The organism is Variovorax sp. 20P10.2.4 (assembly GCF_058244205.1).
Window position 1 is genome coordinate 49,008 of sequence record NZ_JBZAYE010000001.1, and the last position, 17,372, is coordinate 66,379.

Genomic DNA, 17,372 nt, shown 5'->3' on the forward strand with positions numbered 1-17,372 from the left:
GTTTTTCCTTTGGAATGAAGTTGCGATCAGCGGACCGCGGCGAGTTGACTGAGGGACACGTTGTTCAGCGTGGCGCCAGCGGCGGTCTGGACCGTCAGAAGCGGCGCATCGCCCGACAGCGACAACGCGCTGACAGTGCCGGTGACCGTGCCGGAGGCGCTGATCACGTCCACGGTCTTGCCGATCAGCCCCACAGACTGCAGCGCGGCCTGATTGGTGATCAGCGTCTCGATCTTGGTGTTGAGCTGCTGCGTCTGCTCCAGGCTCGTGAACTGGGCCATCTGTGCCATGAACTGCTGGTTGTCCACGGGCTTCATGGGATCTTGATAGGTCAGCTGCGTCAGAAGGATCTTGAGGAAGTCCTCCATCCCCAGGCTGTTCGCCTGAAGGTTGGCTGTACCGGAACCGCTCACTGCATCGATGGCCATCACGCCTCCTTGGATTTGATCGAATCGAACATGAATGGGTACGAGGGAGCATTCGCACCCATCGCTGCCCGCACAGGCGTCGACTTGCCGTCACGCCAGACAATCTGACCGTTGCACACGACCTGGTGCAGCCGCTCGCCGCGGGATCGCATCGCACGTTGCAGATCGTCGACCCATTGGGGGAGCATCGCGGCAAGCGTGGCGTCGTCCGCTCGCATGGCAATCCACACGGCCTGCCCTTTCGGCGTGCTCTCCTCATGCAAGCGGACCGGACTTGGGCTTCGGTTCTGTGAGGCGGGGTGGACGTCCACACCTCGGGCTTGCGTTGAGGTCTGTGCACCAACTGGCGCCTCACCCGTCGGATCCGCTGTAAGTGCGAAGTCAAAGCCCGCTCGCGTCGAAGCGATATCGACCTCTGGGCTGGCAAGCGCGGGCGCCTGTACAGCCGCAAGCGAAAAAGAAATCTCGACCTGCGCAGGAAGTGCCCTCCCTGGTGCATCCAGCATCCCCACAGGCGATGCATCCAGCCCTTCCGATGTCGCAACGGACACAGGCATCGACGGGACCTGCGTGGTGGCGATGGCTTGCGCGCTGGATGCAACGGTCGCAAGGCTAGACATGCCGGAAGACCCGGGTTCATCGAGCGCGTGACCGGCGAAATGCTCACCTTGCACGAACTTCTGCGCGGGCAACACACCGGGGTGCTCGACAAGTTCGCTCGCGGAAGCACTGGGCGTCTCCGCGGAGAGGGCCTGCGATGCCGACCGTGAATGTGACGAGGCATCCGTCCGGAGCGCGCTCCGGACATCGTGCTTCGCAGACAACGATTGCGGGAGAGCTTCGCCCTCTCCAGCTTCTTGACCGAGCCGCTCTCGTTCCGAAAGAGACTGATCGTAGATTTCGTGGGACGTTTGCTTCGAAGACGGTGCATCCTCGGCCGTCACGAACCGCCGCGACGGCTGTGACAACGCAAAGGACGTGTGAACACCACGCATCGGCCCTGCGCTCGCTGTCCTGGAGACTTCAGGCTCGTTGTTCCTGGGTGCGGCCAGCATCGGCTTGAACCAGCTGTCCAGTTGCGCACGCTCCATTTCACGGGCCCAGGCAAGACGACGCTCGGAGTTGTCGCCGAACCGGGCATCATCCGGAAAGACCGGCCGCTTGAGAAGGCCCGCCAGATTGGGCGAGGCTCCGGTGGGATCGGTCGTGCTCATTGACGGTCCTCCTGAAAATCGGAGCGATCGGCGTTGGCCGGCAGACGCGCCAGCCAGTCACGATCCTGCTCGGTGAGGCTGCGCTGACGCGCCTCGTCGCCGTACTGCAAGAGCGCGTCTTCCTTGTGCTGGGTAAGGCCCTCGAGACGCACCTGTTCCTGCAGGCACAGCGCTCGCAACGCGTCACATTCCGCGCGTTGCTCCTTCCCCAGCACGTCGGCCTGGTGCCACTGTCCACGTAGATCGGTCAGATAAGCCAGACTGCGGCGGTGCACGGCCGGATCGAGGCGCTGGACCAGCGCTTGGCTCAGTCGCTGCGCTTGCTCATCGTGTGACGCCATCAGCTTTGTCATCTTCGCCTCGGTTTCGGCAAGCCTCTTTTGCGCTTGAGCCAGTGCAGCCATCGCTTTGTCGAGGCGCCACTCCTGGCGTTGCCGTACCGGTTCGAGCGCGTAAACGAAGCCTCGTGCATCGATATCGCGCGACACGCCCGCTTTCTCCACGCTGGATGAGGCCATCATGCGTTGCCTCCGGCAGCACGCTGCACCGCACCCGGATTCGAAGCCAGCGCGGTGCTCAGCGCCTGGATGGCCTGCGCGCGGTCCACGCCACCCTGGCTCTGACGAAGCCAATCCTGCAACGCCGGCTCGATATCCAATGCGCGATCGAGTTCGGCGTTCGAGCCTCGTTCGTAGGCGCCGATGTCGATCATCTGGCGGTTGCGCTCCAACAGGGCGAGCTTCTGCACGGCCAGCACCGCAAGCGAGCGCTCCTCCTTACTGGCCAACTCCGGCATCAACCGGCTGACGCTCTTGAGCACGTCGATCGCCGGATAGTGGCCACGATGGGCCAGTTGACGCGTCAAAACGATGTGGCCGTCCAGGATGGCGCGCAGGGCGTCCGAAACGGGTTCGTTGAAATCGTCACCCTCGACCAGCACTGTCAGCAACGCCGTGATCGACCCACCGCCGGGCGCCATGCCGCACCGCTCGCACAGTTCCGGAAGCTCGGCGAACACCGAAGGCGTGTAACCACGAGCCGTTGGTGGCTCGCCGGCCGATAGGCCAACCTCGCGGCGCGCCATCGCGAAACGCGTGATCGAATCCATGGTCAGCAGCACATGGCGGCCCTCGTCGCGAAAGTGCTCGGCAATCGACAGTGCCGCGTACGCCGCGCGCAACCGCGCAAGCGCGGGCTGGTCTGAGGTGGCCACGATGACCACCGAACGGGCCAGTCCTTCCGGGCCAAGTTGCTTCTCGATGAACTCGCGCACTTCCCGCCCACGCTCACCAATCAGTGCGATCACGTTGATCCCGCTTGGCTGTGCGACTCCGCCCACGGTGCCTTGCGGCTTGACATGACGGGCCAGCAACCCAAGCAATGTGCTCTTGCCGACGCCACTGCCCGCGAAGATGCCTACACGCTGGCCCAGCCCGAGCGTGAGCAACCCGTCGATGCTTCGAATGCCGGTCTCCAGCACGCGATCGATTGGCGGGCGCTGCATCGGATTGATAGGTTTGGCCTTGAGCGAGCGACGCGAAATCGCCGCCGGCCTGGGTTTGCCGTCGAGCGGCTCACCAAAGCCATCGATCACGCGCCCGAGCAAAGCGGGACCAACACCGATCTGCGAATCCGCTCCCAGGGCATGAACCTCGCAGCCGGCGGCAATGCCTTCGATGGACCCGTAGGGCATCAGCGTGACGCGGCCCGGCTTGAGACCGACCACTTCGGCCAGGACACCGCCGGCATCGGCACTCCGTCCGGCTGCGCGATCCGTGCCACCAGCAGACCGAACCACGATTCGACACAACTCACCCACAGCGGCGTCGGGACCCGAGGCATCGATCGCCAGACCCTGCATCTCCCGCACCCAGCCAATGCGCCGCGACAAGACAGCGGCGCGCAATGCCTGGCGGCTCGTGGCCAATGCATTCATATCAAACTCCACCCTCCGCGGCAGCGGGTCTTTCCGAAGACCGCGAATCCAGCAGCAGGCCTCGCAACGACTGGAGTTGTACTTCCAGCCGGGCGTCGAGACCGCCCTCGGGCGAGCGAACGATGCAACCGCCCAGAAGAATCTCGGGATCCGCGATCCACTGAATTTCCTCGTTGGCAAGGACTTGCGCATGCGCGGACTCGCGCTGCACGGCAGCGAGATCGTCGGGATGCAGATGTACCGCTACCAAGCGTCTTCCACGCAGCGCGCGCACAGACTGCAGCAGTTGGGAACGCAAACCTTCGGGCGTTGCGGCATGTTCCCCAAGGATTCGACACACTGCCTCGAACGACAGCGCCAGCATGTCGTCTTCGACGGCCGCGAGCCGCTCCTCGATACGCTGAGGCAATGCCTCCAGGAGCTGCGTCAACACCTTGGCACGGGCCTGATACGCGGCCTGCGCCTGCTGTGTCAGCTCGCGGCCCATCTTCTCCGAACGCTCGGCAAGCTCCTGCTGCGCCTGGCGGTTTACCACCTCGCTTGCCTGGCTCGCTTCCTCGGCGGCTCTTGCACGGCCTTCGGCCAGACCTTTGGCCAGGCCCGCGTCGTACCCACGGCGATAGCCGACGTCCTCTGCCGAGGGGTCGGCAGTCTGGGTCACGGTTGCACGGGTGGAGGCTGCAGCGGACGCTGGCGGGGTGGTCAGCAGCGGTGTTCGCGAGGGCGATGCGACTCCACCCGCAGGAGCACGCGCGGCCGCCAACCTCAGGGCAGCCTCGTCCTTCGGGACGGACACCTCCACGGCCGCGCGAGGAGGCCGCCCAGGCGAAATCTGCCCCTGAAAGACAACATCTCGCAGCACCCGAGCGGCAGGCCCGAGCGCCTCAGTCACGTGATGGAGGGCTCTTTCGCGAGGAAACGGCGACGTCATCGCTGTGTACTCCGGCGCACCGAACGCTGAGCCCAAAGGCTGCCGACCGAGTGCCGGATCTGCTGCCAGGGCGAGCGGATACGGTCGCCCCTCGCGGGAGCCGACCGTACGTATCGCGCCACCTCGGCGATGAGGGCCGCGCGCATCGCCGGCGGCACAGATTCCCTGACGGTTGGCGGCGTGGACAGAGCCTCTTCGAGGCGCCTGCGCTGTACCGGCTCCAGCGCTTGGATCAACTGCGGCTTCCATGGCCATGGCGCCATACGCAGCCATTGGGCGATCAGTCCGACCGGCTCCGCGCGCAGGCAATCGATCGCCCGCTGAATACCCACCACGTCGAGCGCCATAAGCCTGGCCTCGTCGTTCGGCTCTGAGGGTGTATCGAAATCGATGCCAGTGGTGGCCTGCGCAATGAGCGTCGCGTCGCGCTGGATGCCCAACGCTTCGAGCTCCGCCAGCAAACGGTGCATCGACGCCCGCTCGCCGTCGGACAGGGCGTTCAGCACCCACGTGCGATCTTCCGCATCCATGGCATGCAGCAGCAATGCCGCATGGCGTGCGCCACCCGACTCGGATACGGCCGCACCCGGGCGACGACTGCGCTCGGGGCCGCCTGTTTGTTCGGGCGAACCGATGACCGAGCCTCCAACGAGCGACATCATCCGCGGCCTCCGCGGGCATTGACCGCTCCACCGGCCGGCATCGCGTCCGACTCGTTCAACCATTCGCGCACTCGGCGCAGCGCCACGGCGCGCTCGGCATCGGTCATCGCCGCACCGTGAGCCGCACGTCCGGTACCCCGTTGATCACGCGCTCTCGCACGCCACAGCCACAGGCCTCCCCCCGCCAGCAGTGCACCGCCCACGATCCAGCGCAGCCATCCCATATCGCCGGCATCCGTCGCGACAACGGTTGCAGGCGCAGCGACGATCTCCTCATCGATCGCCACCGGCACGGATCCCGACCCTCCCTTTGCACCTGCGTCCAATGCCGATGTCATGGGCACGCTGGACGAGGTCGTGGCTGGGTTCGCCAGTGACTGGACGACCACCGTGTCGCCTCGCTCGAGCGAAGCCCCTACCGCTGCGGCGATCACCTTGCGCAGTTGCTCTTCCTGGACGGCATCGAGCGCCTTGCGCACCACGGCAACGACCTGGACACGGCGAATCGAGCCCGGTTGGCTCACGACCTGCTCGACCCGGCGTCCCACCGCGTACTCGACATCACGCTGCGCACTGCCAGCGCGGGGGCCGCCCATGTCGACCATCCGGCTGTCGTTGCCCGCGTTGTCCCGCAGCATCTCGCGTTCGCGCACGATCACGCCCGTGGACTGAAGGCCGGAGCGCGAAGCGGCAGGCAGCACATCCTCCGTCGTCGTACGGATCTGATCCATGTTGAGAGTGACGTCGACGCTGGCGAGCGCCTGTCCCGCGCCAAAGCTGCGGTCCAGCACGGCAGCCACCTTGCGGGAAAGATAGGCCTCCGTGTCGCGCTTGAGGTCGAGCCGGGCACTGTTCAAGTCGAACTCGCCGTTGCCAGCCTCGGCCCTGGTGAGTGCCACTCCGTGGCCATCGACGATCGTGACGTCCTGCGTCGCCATGCCAGGTACCGCCGCTGCAACCAGACGCTGCACGCCTGTGATCTGCTCCGGCCGCAAAGCTTGGCCCTGGCGCATCGTGAGCGTGACCGAGGCCTTGGCCTTGGAGGTCGCCTGCTTGAAGAGCCCCTGCTCCGGCAGCGCAAGCAGCACACGGACCTCGCGCACCTCGGACAGCGATTGGATGGTGCGGGTGAGCTCGCCCTGCAGTGCACGCTGATAGTTGATCTTCTGCGCGAACTCGGTCATCCCGAAATCCGTGTTGTTGAACAACTCCAACCCCACCGCGCCCTGCAGCGGCAGTTCCTTGCCCATCAGCTTGATGCGCGTGGCATGGACCGTCGCCTTGTCGACGAGGATCGCGGTGCCGCTGTCGCCGAGACGGTACGGGATCTTCAACCGTTCGAGCTCGGTCGTCATCGCCTGCGCATCCTGCGGCTTGAGATCCGAAAAGAGAACCTGGTACTCCGTATGGAACACCCACCACGCGGCCACGCCGACCGCGATGACGATGATCAGGACACCACCGATCAACCCCGCGCGAGCGCGGTGCGTCAAACCTTGCCAGAAGTTCATATCGGCATCTTCATGATGTCTTGATACGCCTCAAGCAGCCGGCTTCTGACCTGCATCATGACCTGAAACGACAGGCGGCTTTCCTCGAGGTTGATCATGAGCTGGTGCAGGTTCTGCGCGTCACCGACAGCCAGTTTCTGCAGCCCGATCTCGCCTTCGACCAACTTGCTGTTGATCTGCGTGATGCCGTCGGACACCATGCGGCCAAAGGAACCTGGCGCCGACACGCTGGCAATGTCCTGGGCGCTCGACGCATCGACCGCGCCAGCAGCACCACCTGCCTGTACGGCAGGCAACGCCTGGGCGCCGACGACCATGGACTGCGCCTGCGGAGAAAGCGCCGACAGGGCTTCGACGGGCAAGAACGTGCTCATGCGTTGCTCCCGATGTCCAGAGCGCGCAACGCGAGCGTGCGCGTCGTGTTCATGGCCGACACATTGGCCTCGTAGGCACGCGTGGCGCTCATCATGCTGACCATCTCCGTCGCGCTATCCACCGCCGCGTAGGCCACGTATCCCTTGTCGTTGGCCAGCGGGTGGGTCGGCTCGTAGACCAGGCGCGCAGGCGCATTGGTCGGCACGACCTGCACCGTAGGTGCCGATGCCCCGCTCGTGTCGGCATCCAGACCCTGGGCAACAAGCGCGCCGAACGCAGCTGCAACGCCTCCACCAGAGCCCACCGGCCCGGATCCGCCCGCCTGGGCAATGACGCGAAGCGGCTGATAGCTGACACCTCCCACCCCCTGCACCGTGTTGGCATTGGCAAGGTTCAACGCCGCCACATCCACGCGTGTGCGCTCGATGTTCATGCCCACGGCACTGATGGCGAAAGATTGGCTGTAGTCCATGGCTGTACTCACTTCCTGCCGTCGCCGGCAGCCATTGAAAGAATCGAAAAATGCCGCGACAGACCCTTGACGAGCGCCTGGTAATGGACAGCATTGCGGGCCATATCGACGGCCTCCACATCGAGTTGCACCTGCCCCGCAGCACCCGTTTCGTCCACGGCCGGTTCGATGCGCGGGCGAACTTGCGCAAGTGCGAATGCGTCGATGCGACCCGACTGCTCCATGCTGCGCTGGACCTCGACCATCTGAGATTCAAAGCTCACACGCTGCGGTACGTAGCCCACGACGTTCGCGTTGGCGATGTTGGTCGCGATCGCCTGCTGGCGCATGCTGGCCGCATCGAGCGCGAGCGCGAGCGCCGATCGGGTCACTGCTTCGATTCCGTCAGTCATTCTTGTCTCCACATACCGAGAAAATTCATGAAAGTCTTCGATGGGGTGTTGGGCGGCAAGCGGCGGCTACTGGACAACCAGCTCGCCGTGCAAGGCACCGGCGGCCTTGACTGCCCGCAGGATCGAGATCACGTCACGGGTGCTGGTCTTCAGGCGAGCCAGCGACTGAACCAGGTCCGATACGGTGTTGCTGCCGCTGACGAAGCCGGTTCCATTGGCTTCCTCCACATCGACGCGCGTGTTGGTCACGATCGCCGTGCGAATATCGGGCCCGCCTCCGATCACGTTGTAGGGCTGGGAGGCTGTGTTCTGGCTGGAGATCGCGATCTTGATGTCGCCATGCGAGATCGCAACACGGGAGATTCGTACGTCGCCTCCGGACACCACAGTCCCGGTGCGTTCGTTGATCACGACCTTGGCGCGCCGGTCTGGCTCCACAGTGACGTTCTCGATGCGGGTAAACAAGCTCACGAGTTGGTCGCGCTGGACCGGAGGCACCGCAATCTCGATTCCCGTGGCGTCCCGCGCCTTTGCCAAGCCGCCACCGAGTTGCTGGTTGATCGCATCAGCCACGCGACTTGCCGTCGTGTAGTCAGGCTCCGAGAGAACGAAGGTCACGTTCTGGCGCTCGTCGACCATGTTGGCGTTGACGCCCACCTCGACCGTCGCGCCGTTCGGGACGGAGCCAGCCGTCGGATGATTCTTCTGAACCACGTTGCCGTTCGCGTCATAGCGATAGCCCCCCACCGAAAGCGCGCCTTGCGCGAGCGCATAGACGCGGCCGTTCGCGCCCTTGAGCGCGGTGACCAGCAGGGTCCCGCCAACGAGGCTGCGCGCATCACCGGCCGAACTCACCGTCACATCCAGGGTGTCGCCCTCGCGCGCAAAGGTGGGCAAGGAGGCGCTGACCATCACCACGGCCACGTTGCGGCTTTGCACCGCCTCCGGGGGAATGGTCAGGTTGAACTGCGACAGCACGTTGGCTAGAGACTGGCGCGTCGTGCGGTTGGATGGCGAGTCACCCGTGCCCGCCAGACCCGTGACGATGCCCGTGCCGACCAGCGCGTTGTCTCGCCAGCCCTTGAGCTTGCCGAGATCCTTGACACGCACGGCGTCCGAAGCCGTCGCCGCGTATGCCGGGACGCCGGCGGCCAGCGTGAAGCTGGCCAGCACCAGGCAGGTGCACATCGTGGTCACGACGCCAGAGATCGCCTGGCGAGGGGGGAAATGGGCAAATGCCCTCAGGACGAATCGACGCATCACAACCCCAGCCAGTCGAGAATTTTTCGCCACGCGCTGCGACGTGCCCGGTCGGAGACATCCCCCTCGCCCACGTAAGTGATGCGCGCGTCCGCCAGGCGCGTCGAGAGCACGACGTTGCCATCGGAGATGTCCTGGGGACGCACACGCCCTTCCAGGTTCACCTTCTGCAGCTCATCGTTGACCGTGAGAAGCTGTTCGCCCGCGACGCGCAGCTCTCCGTTGGGCAGCACGTCTTTCACAGTGACAGTCAAGGTAGCGAGCAGCTTGTTGGTGCGTTGCGTGCGCCCACCGCCATCGAATTCACCGCTGACGCCGATACCCAACGTGCCCACGACACGGTTGCCTGTCTGGGTCACGGAGCCGGCGATGTCGTTCGCGCGGCGCGTGCCGGTATTGGCGCTGGTGCTCGCCGAGGAGTTCTCGAAAACCTGGATAGTGAGCGAATCGCCAACGCGAAAGGCCTTGTTGTCGGCCGTGAGCGGCCGGAAAGTGCCTTCCTGATAAAGGCTTTCCGCCACAGCAGGCAGGTGCACGCACGCCATGGCGGTGCAAACCATCGCCACCCGCAGTGCCTGTCGGGATCCGATCCTCATGGCTGGACCTCCACCCGGCCTGGTCCTGTGACGCGCGCTAGCACCTCACCGTTGGAGCCGGGCACCTTCACCCGGACGAACTGACCTGCACGACCGTCCTGGAGCACCTCGACACGGCTTTCGACCGATACGTCGCCGCTGCGCGCCAGCAGTTGCGCCCAGTTGCCTCGCGTGACCGAGGGTGCGGCCTGAAGATGGGCGTCGGTCAGCACCTCACCCGCCTTGAGTTGCTTGCGCAGCCGTTGTGCGCTCACGGTAGATTCGGCTGCAGACTCTGCACCCTCGATGCGGACGGCCCGTCCTCCCTGAACGGCCGTGAGGTCCACCTCACGTGTCTCGGTCGCGCCCCTCAGCACGACGCCATCGACTTGCGCACCTCCCGCCATGGGAGCGGTAGCCACGGTGGCCTGCGCCCAGGCATTGACCTCGAACGCAACCGCAGTGCTCCGGATGAAACGGTCGTCCACCCAGGCGTCGACCCAGACCAGCATGCGACGCGAGGGCTGCGCCTGGTCCGCGATGGGACGCACGCGCAGGACCGGCTGCCCCGCCGGCAGCACCAAGTCTCGCGCCGTGGAAACGGCCTGGACCTGCGCACGAACGCTGCGCTGCTTGAGCCAGTTCAGCAACGACGCCTGCGCGGCGGCGACCACTGCCTCTCCAGCCAGATCCTGCGCCGCACTCTCGATCACGGTTTCGCTGGCGCCACCCCATTGAACGAAAGGCAACCCGTCGGCGTTGGCCTGTGCGCCACTGCGGAGCTCCACCCAGCGCACGATCGTGTCGCGATCGACAGCCACGGGAGAACCCGGCCGCGGCGCGGAACCGATGGGCAGCGCCATGAGTCGACGCAGCGACGCCAGATCCGGACTCGTCAGATACGCGATATCGCCAAGCCGCACGTTGACATGGTCCACCTGAACCCTGGGGCGCAGCTCGATCGAAACGATCGGATCGGCCTGGGGGCCGGCGATCGCGCAGCCGACCGTCACCACCCAGATCGCGGCGACTGAGCTCGAGGCGATGCCCGGCGCGCCCCAGCGCCACGTCGTCGGACTACTTGCGAAGGCCATTGATCATCCCGAGCATCTCGTCGGACGCCTGCATCACCTTGACGTTGGCTTCGTACACGCGCTGAGCCACCATCAGGTTGACCATTTCTTCATTCAGCTTGACGTTGGAGCCTTCCAGGAAACCCTGAGCGAAGCTGCCCATACCGTCTTCTGCAGCCTTGCCCGCGATCGCGTCGCCTGAACCGGTGCTCGAGCGATAAAGGTTGTCTCCCTGAGGCAGCAGTGCACCCGGGCTCGTGAAACGCACCAGGTCGAGCTGGCCGACCTCCACGGGCGTGCTCTGCCCCCCGACCTGGACACGAACGCGACCGTCGGCATCGATCTGCATGCTCTGTGCGTTGTCGGGCACGGCCACATTGGCCTTGAGCGGGGAGCCGGCGGATGTTGCAAGAAGCCCATCCTTGTTGACCTTGAAGGTGCCACCACGCGTGAAAGCGCTCGAGCCATCGGGCATGGTCACTTCCAGGAAGCCTTCTCCCTGGATCGCCAGGTCCCAGGCCGATTCCGTCTTCTTCAGGTCACCCATGTCGAACAGCTTGGACACCGAAGCGATCCCGACGCCCGCCCCGAGACGGTTCTCCGCGCCGAGGATGCCTGCCTCTTCCGCCGCGGGTTGCAGCCGGCCGGCCTCTCGAACCATCAGGTCCGAAAAGCCAACCTTGCCCTTCTTGAAACCGGCCGTGTTGACGTTGGCCAGGTTGTTGGCAATGGTGTCGACGTTGAGCTGCTGCGCCTGCATGCCAGTCGCGCTGATGTAGAGGGCATCGAACATGGAAGATGGACCTTGAGGTGAATGGGTGAACGTTCGAACGGAATTCAGGACAGGTCGCCGAGCTTGCGCACGGCGGCGCCGATCATTTCGTCATAGCCGAGCGCCACGCGCTGCATCGACTCGAAATGCCGCATCGACTGAATGAGTTGGGTCATTTCCTGCATCGAGTTGACGTTGGAGTTCTCGACAAACCCTTGCCGCAGCTGTACATCGGTATCGGCGACCTGTACCGGTACCGCATCCGTTCGCAGCAGACCGCTACCCAGGTGCTCGAGATGGACCGCTCCTTCGAAGCGCACGACCTTCAACTGGCCAACGGGGGTGGTCTCCAAGCCACCACCCGGCTTGCTCTCGAAGACCTGGCCGGTGGCATCGATCACCGGGTTTGGACGACTCAGCACGATCTCGCCGCCCACGCCCATCACCGGCTGGCCTTGTGCCGTCACCAGCCGGCCGCGTGCGTCGAGCTGCCAGCTCCCAAGCCGCGTGTACGCTGGGCCGGCATCGGTAGAGACTTCGAAGAAGCCCGGCGCCGTGAGTGCCACGTCGAGGCTCTGGCCCGTGGTCTTGAGCGTCCCCGCATGGTCGTCGGTCTGGACCATCAAGGAGCCGGCCACTGCCAGCGCTCCTGGGATGGAGCCCGGTGTGGCCGTTGCGCCAGCCCCCCCGGCGCGCCGTGCCGCATCCGCACCGCGCATCGCGCCGGCAAAGCCGCCGGCACCCACGGGAAGGCTGCTCGCCACTTCCCGCTTGTAGCCGGGGGTCGTGGCGTTCGCCATGTTCATGCTGATGCGCTCCAGGCGCGCCATGTCCTGCTGCATGCCGTTGAGGGTGATGGCCAGAACGTCGCTCATCGGATTTCTCTTGTCTCGATCAAAGTTGCACGATGCTGAAGGACTTCAGCTCGACGGTGTGGGGGACCTCGGACATCGACAGGACGCGCAGGTGCGGCATCACCCGCTCCGACAGCGCACGCACGTGACGACGAAGCTCCGGTGCGCATAGCAGCACCGGGAGCAGATTGCTCTTCATCATTCGCTCGGCCTGCTGAACCAGGCGCTTCATCAACTGCTCGGACATGCGAGGGTCGAGCACGAAGCCCTGCGCGCCCGCTGAATCGGCGGCGGCATGGATGCTTTGCAGGAACTGGCTCTCGATGGCGGGATCGAGCGTCAGCACCTGCAAGGCATTGGCCTCGCCCAGAAGGCCCTGGCAGATGGCATGACCGAGGCGCTGCCGCACGATCTCGGTGAGCTGCCCCGATTCGCGCGTGGTTCGACCGGCGTCTGCCAGCGTTTCCAGGATCGCTTCGACATGGCGAATCGACACCTTCTCGCGCAGCAGGTTCTGCAGCACCTTCTGGACATCGCTGGAGGACAGGACCGTCGGGATGAGTTCCTCGACGAGGCCGGGCTGGTTCTGACGCACGCGAGCGAGCAACCGATCGACCTCCGCACGGGTGAGAAGCGTCGCCGACTCACGCCGCAGCATCTCCGTGAGGTGCGTCATGAACACCGTAGGCGCGTCCACCAGCGTGTAGCGCGCCTGCGTGGCGGCCTCGCGCTGGTTTTCCTCGATCCAGAGCGCCGGCAGTCCATAGGTCGGATCCCGGGTCGGCTCACCCGGCACGGACTTGGTGTCGCCGGAGGGATGGATTGCCAGCAGCCGATCCGCTCGAGCCTCTCCCTTGCCCACCATCACGCCGTCCAGATGGATCTCGTACCGGTCGGCAGACAGGCGCGCGGAATCCTTGAAGCGCACGCGCGGCAGGACCAGTCCGAGCTCCTGCGCATGCTGCTTGCGAAATGTGGCAACGCGCTCCATGAAAACGCTGCCGGGCTGATTGATCACAGGCACCCAGTTGCTGCCGATATGCACCTCGATCGGCTCCACCTGCAGTTGGGCATAGGGATCATCGGATTTGGCGTCGTTGGCGCCATCGCCGTCTTCCGACGCACTCACTCCATCCGCGCCAGTTGTCGAGGCTCCTTCGCCGGCCTTCTGGCGAGCGCTTCGATAGAGCATCATCGACGCGAAGAGAAAGCAGACGGCCAGAGCCAGCGTAGGCACCGCGGGAATGCCGGGCAGCAAGATCAGTCCTCCCAGCGCCATCGCCACCAGCATCAGGGTCTTGGGAAAGGAACTCACCTGCCGCAACGCTTCGCGGCTGAGGTTCACGTCCGAAGAGGAGCGCGTGACGATGATGCCGGTACCCACCGCGATCACAAGTGCCGGCACCTGGGTGACGATGCCGTCTCCGATCGTGAGCAAGGTATAGGTCTGCAGCGCCTGTCCCCAGGGAAGGCCATGCTGCATCACGCCAATCACCAAGCCACCAATGATGTTGATCAGCAAGATGATGATGCCGGCGATGGCATCGCCCTTCACGAACTTGCTCGCGCCATCCATGGCACCGTAGAAGCCCGCTTCCTTTTCGATGTTCTTGCGTCGACGTTGGGCTTCGGCCTGGTCGATGAACCCCATGTTGAGGTCGGCATCGATGCTCATCTGCTGGCCCGGCATGCTGTCGAGCGTGAAACGCGCCGCCACCTCCGAGACGCGCTGGGCACCGCTGGTGACCACCACGTACTGGACCACGATGAGGATCAGGAAGACGATCAGCCCGATGACGTAGTTGCCTCCCACCACGAAGGCACCGATGGCGCCGATGACCCGACCGGCATCGCCATCCGAGAGGATCAGGCGCGTGGCTGCCACGTTCAGCGACAGACGAAACAGCGTCGCGATCAGCAGCAACGATGGAAACGTCGAGAACTCGACCGGCCGCGCCATGTAGAAGGTCAGCAGCAGGACCAGGAAAGCGAACCCGAAGTTGCTCAGGATCAGGAAGTCCAGGAGGCCACTGGGGATCGGCGCAAAAAGCACCACCAGAACACCCAGCACCAGAACGACGAGCGCGATGTCACTGTGCTTTCCGATGACGCGACCCAGGGCGTTCACGCATGCGCTCCCGTGGCAGCGGCGCGCCCCTGGCGCTGCTCGCGCATGGCGAAGACCCACACGATGATGCGAGCGACTTGCGCGTACAGCTCCGGCGGGACCATGTGGTCCACCGCGAGTTCCTTGTACAACCTACGAGCGAGCGGCGGATTCTGTACCACCGGGATCTGATGCCGTGCCGCGATCTCACGCATGGCAGCAGCCATGTTGCCCGCCCCCTTGGCGAGCAACTGCGGGGAGACCATGCGGCCATGCTCGTACTTGAGCGCGACAGCGATGTGGGTCGGGTTGGTGATCAGTACGTCCGCATTGCGGGTCTGCCGCAACGCGACACTGCGCTTGAAGGTCTCGCGGCGAAGTTCACGCAGGCGCGCCCGGATGCGCGGATCGCCTTCCCGCTGCTTGATCTCTTCCTTCATCTCGCGCTGGCTCATGCGCATCTTCTTGGCGAACTCGCGCTTCGTGTACATGAGATCGAGCAGTGCGATCAAGCCGAGAACCAGCGCCATCTTCAGTCCGATGCTTGACAGGTCATCGACGAGCATGCGCAGGTAGCCGACCGGCGATAACGAGGCAAGTGCATAGAACTGCCCCGTCAGCGCCTTCAACGCGACATAGGCCACGAAGACAAGCAGCGCCAACTTGACCACGGCGCGCGCGGTATCGAACAGCACGCGCATAGAGAAGACTCGCTTGAGCCCTTGCACCGGATTGATACGGTTGAAATCGATCTTGACGGGCTCCATGGAGAGGATCGGCCCCGTCTGCATCACGTTGCCGATGATGGCCGCAAGCATGAGCGCCGCGAAGAACGGCGCCGCCAGCGAGAGCGCCGCGCGCAGCGAGTGCTCGACGAGAAACCACAGTCCAGCCCCCGAGGGGTCCATGCGAGCAGCCTGGATCAGGAGAGCCATATCGAATCGGAACTGGCTCTCGATCGACCCGAAACCACGCCAGGTCAGATAGACGACCGCCACGCAGAAGACCAGCGCGGACACCACATCCACGCTCTTGGCGGCCTGTCCCCGCTCCTTTGCGCGCTTGAGCTTGAAAGGCGTCGCCGCCTGGTTGCGATCCAGATCCTGCTCGGCCATCAGCGCGCTCCCTGCGTCGTTGCGGGAGCGGCCTGGAAGATTCCGTCCCACGTCACGGCGATGCCCGAATACACCCGAGCCATGACGGCCCCGACACCTGTGAACCAGAATGACAGTGCCACCAAGCCGACCACGATCTTGACGGGAATGCCCATCGCGAACATGTTCATCTGTGGAAGGTTGCGTCCGATCACGCCAAGTGCGAACTCGACCAACAGGATGCAGAACACCACGGGGGCTACGAGGGCGAAGCCAAGGCTGAAGAGCCCTGCTGCCTGCTTGAGCAATGGGGCAACGGCGTACCCCACCGACCAGGACGCACCCACCGGGAACTTGTCCAGGCTGTAGGCGATGCCTCGCAGCAGCGCGTGATGGCCATTGAGAAGGAAGAACACCAGCACGGCCAGGTAGTTGAAGGCGGAGGTCATGACCGGGATGGGTCTGTTGGTCACCGGATCGACGATCTGAGCCATTCCGAAACCCAACTGAACGTCAAGGAGTTGGCCGGCAACCGAGAAGGCGCCGAAGGCCAATAGGATGCCCAGGCCGAGGGTGACCCCGAGCGCTAACTCACGCAGCGCGGCAAGGAGCAGCTCGCTCCATCCCGCCCATTGCTCAGCTGGCACATTGAACCCGCAGGCAAGGGCGATAGCGAGTCCGAGGATTAGCAACGATCGCACACTCGCGGGCAGCGGCAACGCGTAGAACACCGGCGTCATCGCGAAGGTGGCGGCGATGCGCAGGGCCACCAGGCCCACGCCGATGAGCCATGCGGCGCTCACGCCAGGGGCCAACGCCGCCGCAGCGGATTGCAATTGAAGGGGGATCACGGGAGATGCGAAGCGTCAGAACATCGCGGGAATCCCACTCCAGAGCTGAACTGTGAACTGAGTCAGCTTGCGGAGCATCCAGGGTCCGGCCACGATCAACACCGCGCCTGCGGTGAACAGCTTGGGCACGAAGGTCAGGGACATTTCCTGAACTTGGGTGACTACCTGGATGATGCTGATCGCGATCCCGACCAGCATGGTCAACCCCAGGAGCGGCAGGCACAGCAGCAATCCGGTCCAGAACAAGTCGGACATCATCTTCAAGGCCAGATCTGCGTGCACCCAAAACTCCAGAGGAAACGAATTCGTTCGCGTCTGTCAGACAAGGCCGCGTTTACGAAATGTTTGCAACGAATCTTAACGCTTTCGCTAGCACTGTTTCTAAGAAATTTACCCCTAAAACTTTTGTCTTAAATTGATTGCATACAAATTAGCGATTGTTGTGATGCGCGAAGACTCGGTTTGATGCGGCGCCTGCTCGGACCACTGAGCCGTAGTGGCGCGCGCCTCAGCGCGCATTGAGAAAGAACGCCCCCGTCATCGCAAGCCCCGTCAGCACCACGAACCCACGCACCAGCTCCGGCCGCAGCCGCCGCGCGGCCGTGCCGCCCGCATAGCCGCCGGCCGTGGCGCCGAGCGCCATCCACAGCGCGTGGGTCCAGACGATCGCGCCGCTGGCCGCGTAGATCGCGACCGCCATCAGCGTGAGGATGGCCGAGACGAAGTTCTTGATGCCGTTCATGCGGCCCATGTCCGCATGCCCGAGCGCGCCGAGCACCGCGAGCAGCAGGATGCCGAGGCCGCCGTTGAAGTAGCCGCCGTAGACCGCGACCGCCACGATGCCCAGGTCGGCGAGCCAGGCGCG

General features: G+C 64.4%; 20 protein-coding genes. All 20 read right to left on the reverse strand.

Going from position 1 to position 17,372, the window contains the following annotated elements; all coding sequences use genetic code 11:
* Positions 1–26: 26 nt before the first annotated feature.
* Complete coding sequence (locus AC27VN_RS00175) at positions 27–428, reverse strand: flagellar hook capping FlgD N-terminal domain-containing protein (protein ID WP_490875173.1); 402 nt, start codon at positions 426–428, stop codon at positions 27–29.
* Positions 428–1,642: a hypothetical protein gene (locus tag AC27VN_RS00180; RefSeq protein ID WP_490875174.1), complete on the reverse strand. Its 1,215-nt coding sequence runs from the start codon at positions 1,640–1,642 to the stop codon at positions 428–430. The genes AC27VN_RS00175 and AC27VN_RS00180 overlap by 1 nt, the downstream gene beginning before the upstream one ends.
* Positions 1,639–2,163, reverse strand: a complete 525-nt coding sequence (locus tag AC27VN_RS00185; protein WP_490875175.1) for a hypothetical protein — start codon at positions 2,161–2,163, stop codon at positions 1,639–1,641. Before AC27VN_RS00185 ends, AC27VN_RS00180 begins: the two co-directional genes overlap by 4 nt.
* Positions 2,160–3,578, reverse strand: a complete 1,419-nt coding sequence (locus AC27VN_RS00190) for a FliI/YscN family ATPase (protein ID WP_490875176.1) — start codon at positions 3,576–3,578, stop codon at positions 2,160–2,162. The genes AC27VN_RS00185 and AC27VN_RS00190 overlap by 4 nt, the downstream gene beginning before the upstream one ends.
* A 1-nt stretch (position 3,579) precedes the next feature.
* Complete coding sequence (locus AC27VN_RS00195) at positions 3,580–4,239, reverse strand: FliH/SctL family protein (RefSeq protein ID WP_490875177.1); 660 nt, start codon at positions 4,237–4,239, stop codon at positions 3,580–3,582.
* Positions 4,240–4,505: 266 nt separating this feature from the next.
* Complete coding sequence (locus tag AC27VN_RS00200; RefSeq protein WP_490875178.1) at positions 4,506–5,171, reverse strand: hypothetical protein; 666 nt, start codon at positions 5,169–5,171, stop codon at positions 4,506–4,508.
* Positions 5,168–6,682 (reverse strand): flagellar basal-body MS-ring/collar protein FliF, encoded by a 1,515-nt coding sequence (gene fliF / locus AC27VN_RS00205; protein WP_490875179.1) that lies wholly within the window; start codon positions 6,680–6,682, stop codon positions 5,168–5,170. Before fliF ends, AC27VN_RS00200 begins: the two co-directional genes overlap by 4 nt.
* On the reverse strand, positions 6,679–7,056 hold the full coding sequence (fliE, locus tag AC27VN_RS00210) for a flagellar hook-basal body complex protein FliE (RefSeq protein WP_490875180.1): 378 nt from the start codon (positions 7,054–7,056) through the stop codon (positions 6,679–6,681). The genes fliF and fliE overlap by 4 nt, the downstream gene beginning before the upstream one ends.
* On the reverse strand, positions 7,053–7,529 hold the full coding sequence (flgC, locus tag AC27VN_RS00215) for a flagellar basal body rod protein FlgC (RefSeq protein WP_490875181.1): 477 nt from the start codon (positions 7,527–7,529) through the stop codon (positions 7,053–7,055). Before flgC ends, fliE begins: the two co-directional genes overlap by 4 nt.
* An 8-nt stretch (positions 7,530–7,537) precedes the next feature.
* Positions 7,538–7,921, reverse strand: coding sequence for a flagellar basal body rod protein FlgB (locus AC27VN_RS00220; protein WP_490875182.1), 384 nt, complete (start codon positions 7,919–7,921; stop codon positions 7,538–7,540).
* Between the two features lie 66 nt (positions 7,922–7,987).
* The gene (locus tag AC27VN_RS00225) at positions 7,988–9,181 is read right to left on the reverse strand and encodes a flagellar basal body P-ring protein FlgI (protein ID WP_490875183.1); all 1,194 of its coding nucleotides are present in this window, start codon (positions 9,179–9,181) and stop codon (positions 7,988–7,990) included.
* Entirely contained in the window at positions 9,181–9,777 is a 597-nt protein-coding gene (locus AC27VN_RS00230; RefSeq protein ID WP_490875184.1) for a flagellar basal body L-ring protein FlgH, read from the reverse strand. The genes AC27VN_RS00225 and AC27VN_RS00230 overlap by 1 nt, the downstream gene beginning before the upstream one ends.
* Positions 9,774–10,850, reverse strand: a complete 1,077-nt coding sequence (locus AC27VN_RS00235; protein WP_490875185.1) for a flagella basal body P-ring formation protein FlgA — start codon at positions 10,848–10,850, stop codon at positions 9,774–9,776. The genes AC27VN_RS00230 and AC27VN_RS00235 overlap by 4 nt, the downstream gene beginning before the upstream one ends.
* Entirely contained in the window at positions 10,834–11,622 is a 789-nt protein-coding gene (flgG, locus tag AC27VN_RS00240) for a flagellar basal-body rod protein FlgG (protein ID WP_490875186.1), read from the reverse strand. Before flgG ends, AC27VN_RS00235 begins: the two co-directional genes overlap by 17 nt.
* Positions 11,623–11,666: 44 nt before the next feature.
* Positions 11,667–12,476: a flagellar hook-basal body protein gene (locus AC27VN_RS00245; protein ID WP_490875187.1), complete on the reverse strand. Its 810-nt coding sequence runs from the start codon at positions 12,474–12,476 to the stop codon at positions 11,667–11,669.
* A gap of 19 nt (positions 12,477–12,495) precedes the next feature.
* Positions 12,496–14,583 carry a flagellar biosynthesis protein FlhA gene (gene flhA / locus AC27VN_RS00250; protein WP_490875188.1) on the reverse strand — a complete coding sequence of 696 codons (2,088 nt, stop codon included), beginning with the start codon at positions 14,581–14,583 and terminating at the stop codon, positions 12,496–12,498.
* Entirely contained in the window at positions 14,580–15,677 is a 1,098-nt protein-coding gene (locus AC27VN_RS00255; RefSeq protein ID WP_490875189.1) for an EscU/YscU/HrcU family type III secretion system export apparatus switch protein, read from the reverse strand. The genes flhA and AC27VN_RS00255 overlap by 4 nt, the downstream gene beginning before the upstream one ends.
* On the reverse strand, positions 15,677–16,507 hold the full coding sequence (locus AC27VN_RS00260; protein WP_490875190.1) for a flagellar biosynthetic protein FliR: 831 nt from the start codon (positions 16,505–16,507) through the stop codon (positions 15,677–15,679). The genes AC27VN_RS00255 and AC27VN_RS00260 overlap by 1 nt, the downstream gene beginning before the upstream one ends.
* A gap of 15 nt (positions 16,508–16,522) precedes the next feature.
* The gene (locus tag AC27VN_RS00265; protein ID WP_490875191.1) at positions 16,523–16,789 is read right to left on the reverse strand and encodes a flagellar biosynthetic protein FliQ; all 267 of its coding nucleotides are present in this window, start codon (positions 16,787–16,789) and stop codon (positions 16,523–16,525) included.
* A gap of 226 nt (positions 16,790–17,015) precedes the next feature.
* The coding region (locus AC27VN_RS00270) for a TSUP family transporter (RefSeq protein ID WP_490875192.1) at positions 17,016–17,372 on the reverse strand (357 nt) is incomplete at its 5' end.

Coding starts and splice junctions, on each gene's coding strand:
- AC27VN_RS00190 (WP_490875176.1), bottom strand. CDS start 3,578: ATGAATGCATTGGCCACGAGCCGCCAGGCATTGCGCGCCGCTGTCTTG.
- flgG (WP_490875186.1), bottom strand. CDS start 11,622: ATGTTCGATGCCCTCTACATCAGCGCGACTGGCATGCAGGCGCAGCAG.
- AC27VN_RS00225 (WP_490875183.1), bottom strand. CDS start 9,181: ATGCGTCGATTCGTCCTGAGGGCATTTGCCCATTTCCCCCCTCGCCAG.
- fliE (WP_490875180.1), bottom strand. CDS start 7,056: ATGAGCACGTTCTTGCCCGTCGAAGCCCTGTCGGCGCTTTCTCCGCAG.
- flgC (WP_490875181.1), bottom strand. CDS start 7,529: ATGGACTACAGCCAATCTTTCGCCATCAGTGCCGTGGGCATGAACATC.
- fliF (WP_490875179.1), bottom strand. CDS start 6,682: ATGAACTTCTGGCAAGGTTTGACGCACCGCGCTCGCGCGGGGTTGATC.
- AC27VN_RS00255 (WP_490875189.1), bottom strand. CDS start 15,677: ATGGCCGAGCAGGATCTGGATCGCAACCAGGCGGCGACGCCTTTCAAG.
- AC27VN_RS00180 (WP_490875174.1), bottom strand. CDS start 1,642: ATGAGCACGACCGATCCCACCGGAGCCTCGCCCAATCTGGCGGGCCTT.
- AC27VN_RS00185 (WP_490875175.1), bottom strand. CDS start 2,163: ATGATGGCCTCATCCAGCGTGGAGAAAGCGGGCGTGTCGCGCGATATC.
- AC27VN_RS00220 (WP_490875182.1), bottom strand. CDS start 7,921: ATGACTGACGGAATCGAAGCAGTGACCCGATCGGCGCTCGCGCTCGCG.
- AC27VN_RS00200 (WP_490875178.1), bottom strand. CDS start 5,171: ATGATGTCGCTCGTTGGAGGCTCGGTCATCGGTTCGCCCGAACAAACA.
- AC27VN_RS00175 (WP_490875173.1), bottom strand. CDS start 428: ATGGCCATCGATGCAGTGAGCGGTTCCGGTACAGCCAACCTTCAGGCG.
- AC27VN_RS00230 (WP_490875184.1), bottom strand. CDS start 9,777: ATGAGGATCGGATCCCGACAGGCACTGCGGGTGGCGATGGTTTGCACC.
- AC27VN_RS00235 (WP_490875185.1), bottom strand. CDS start 10,850: ATGGCCTTCGCAAGTAGTCCGACGACGTGGCGCTGGGGCGCGCCGGGC.
- AC27VN_RS00245 (WP_490875187.1), bottom strand. CDS start 12,476: ATGAGCGACGTTCTGGCCATCACCCTCAACGGCATGCAGCAGGACATG.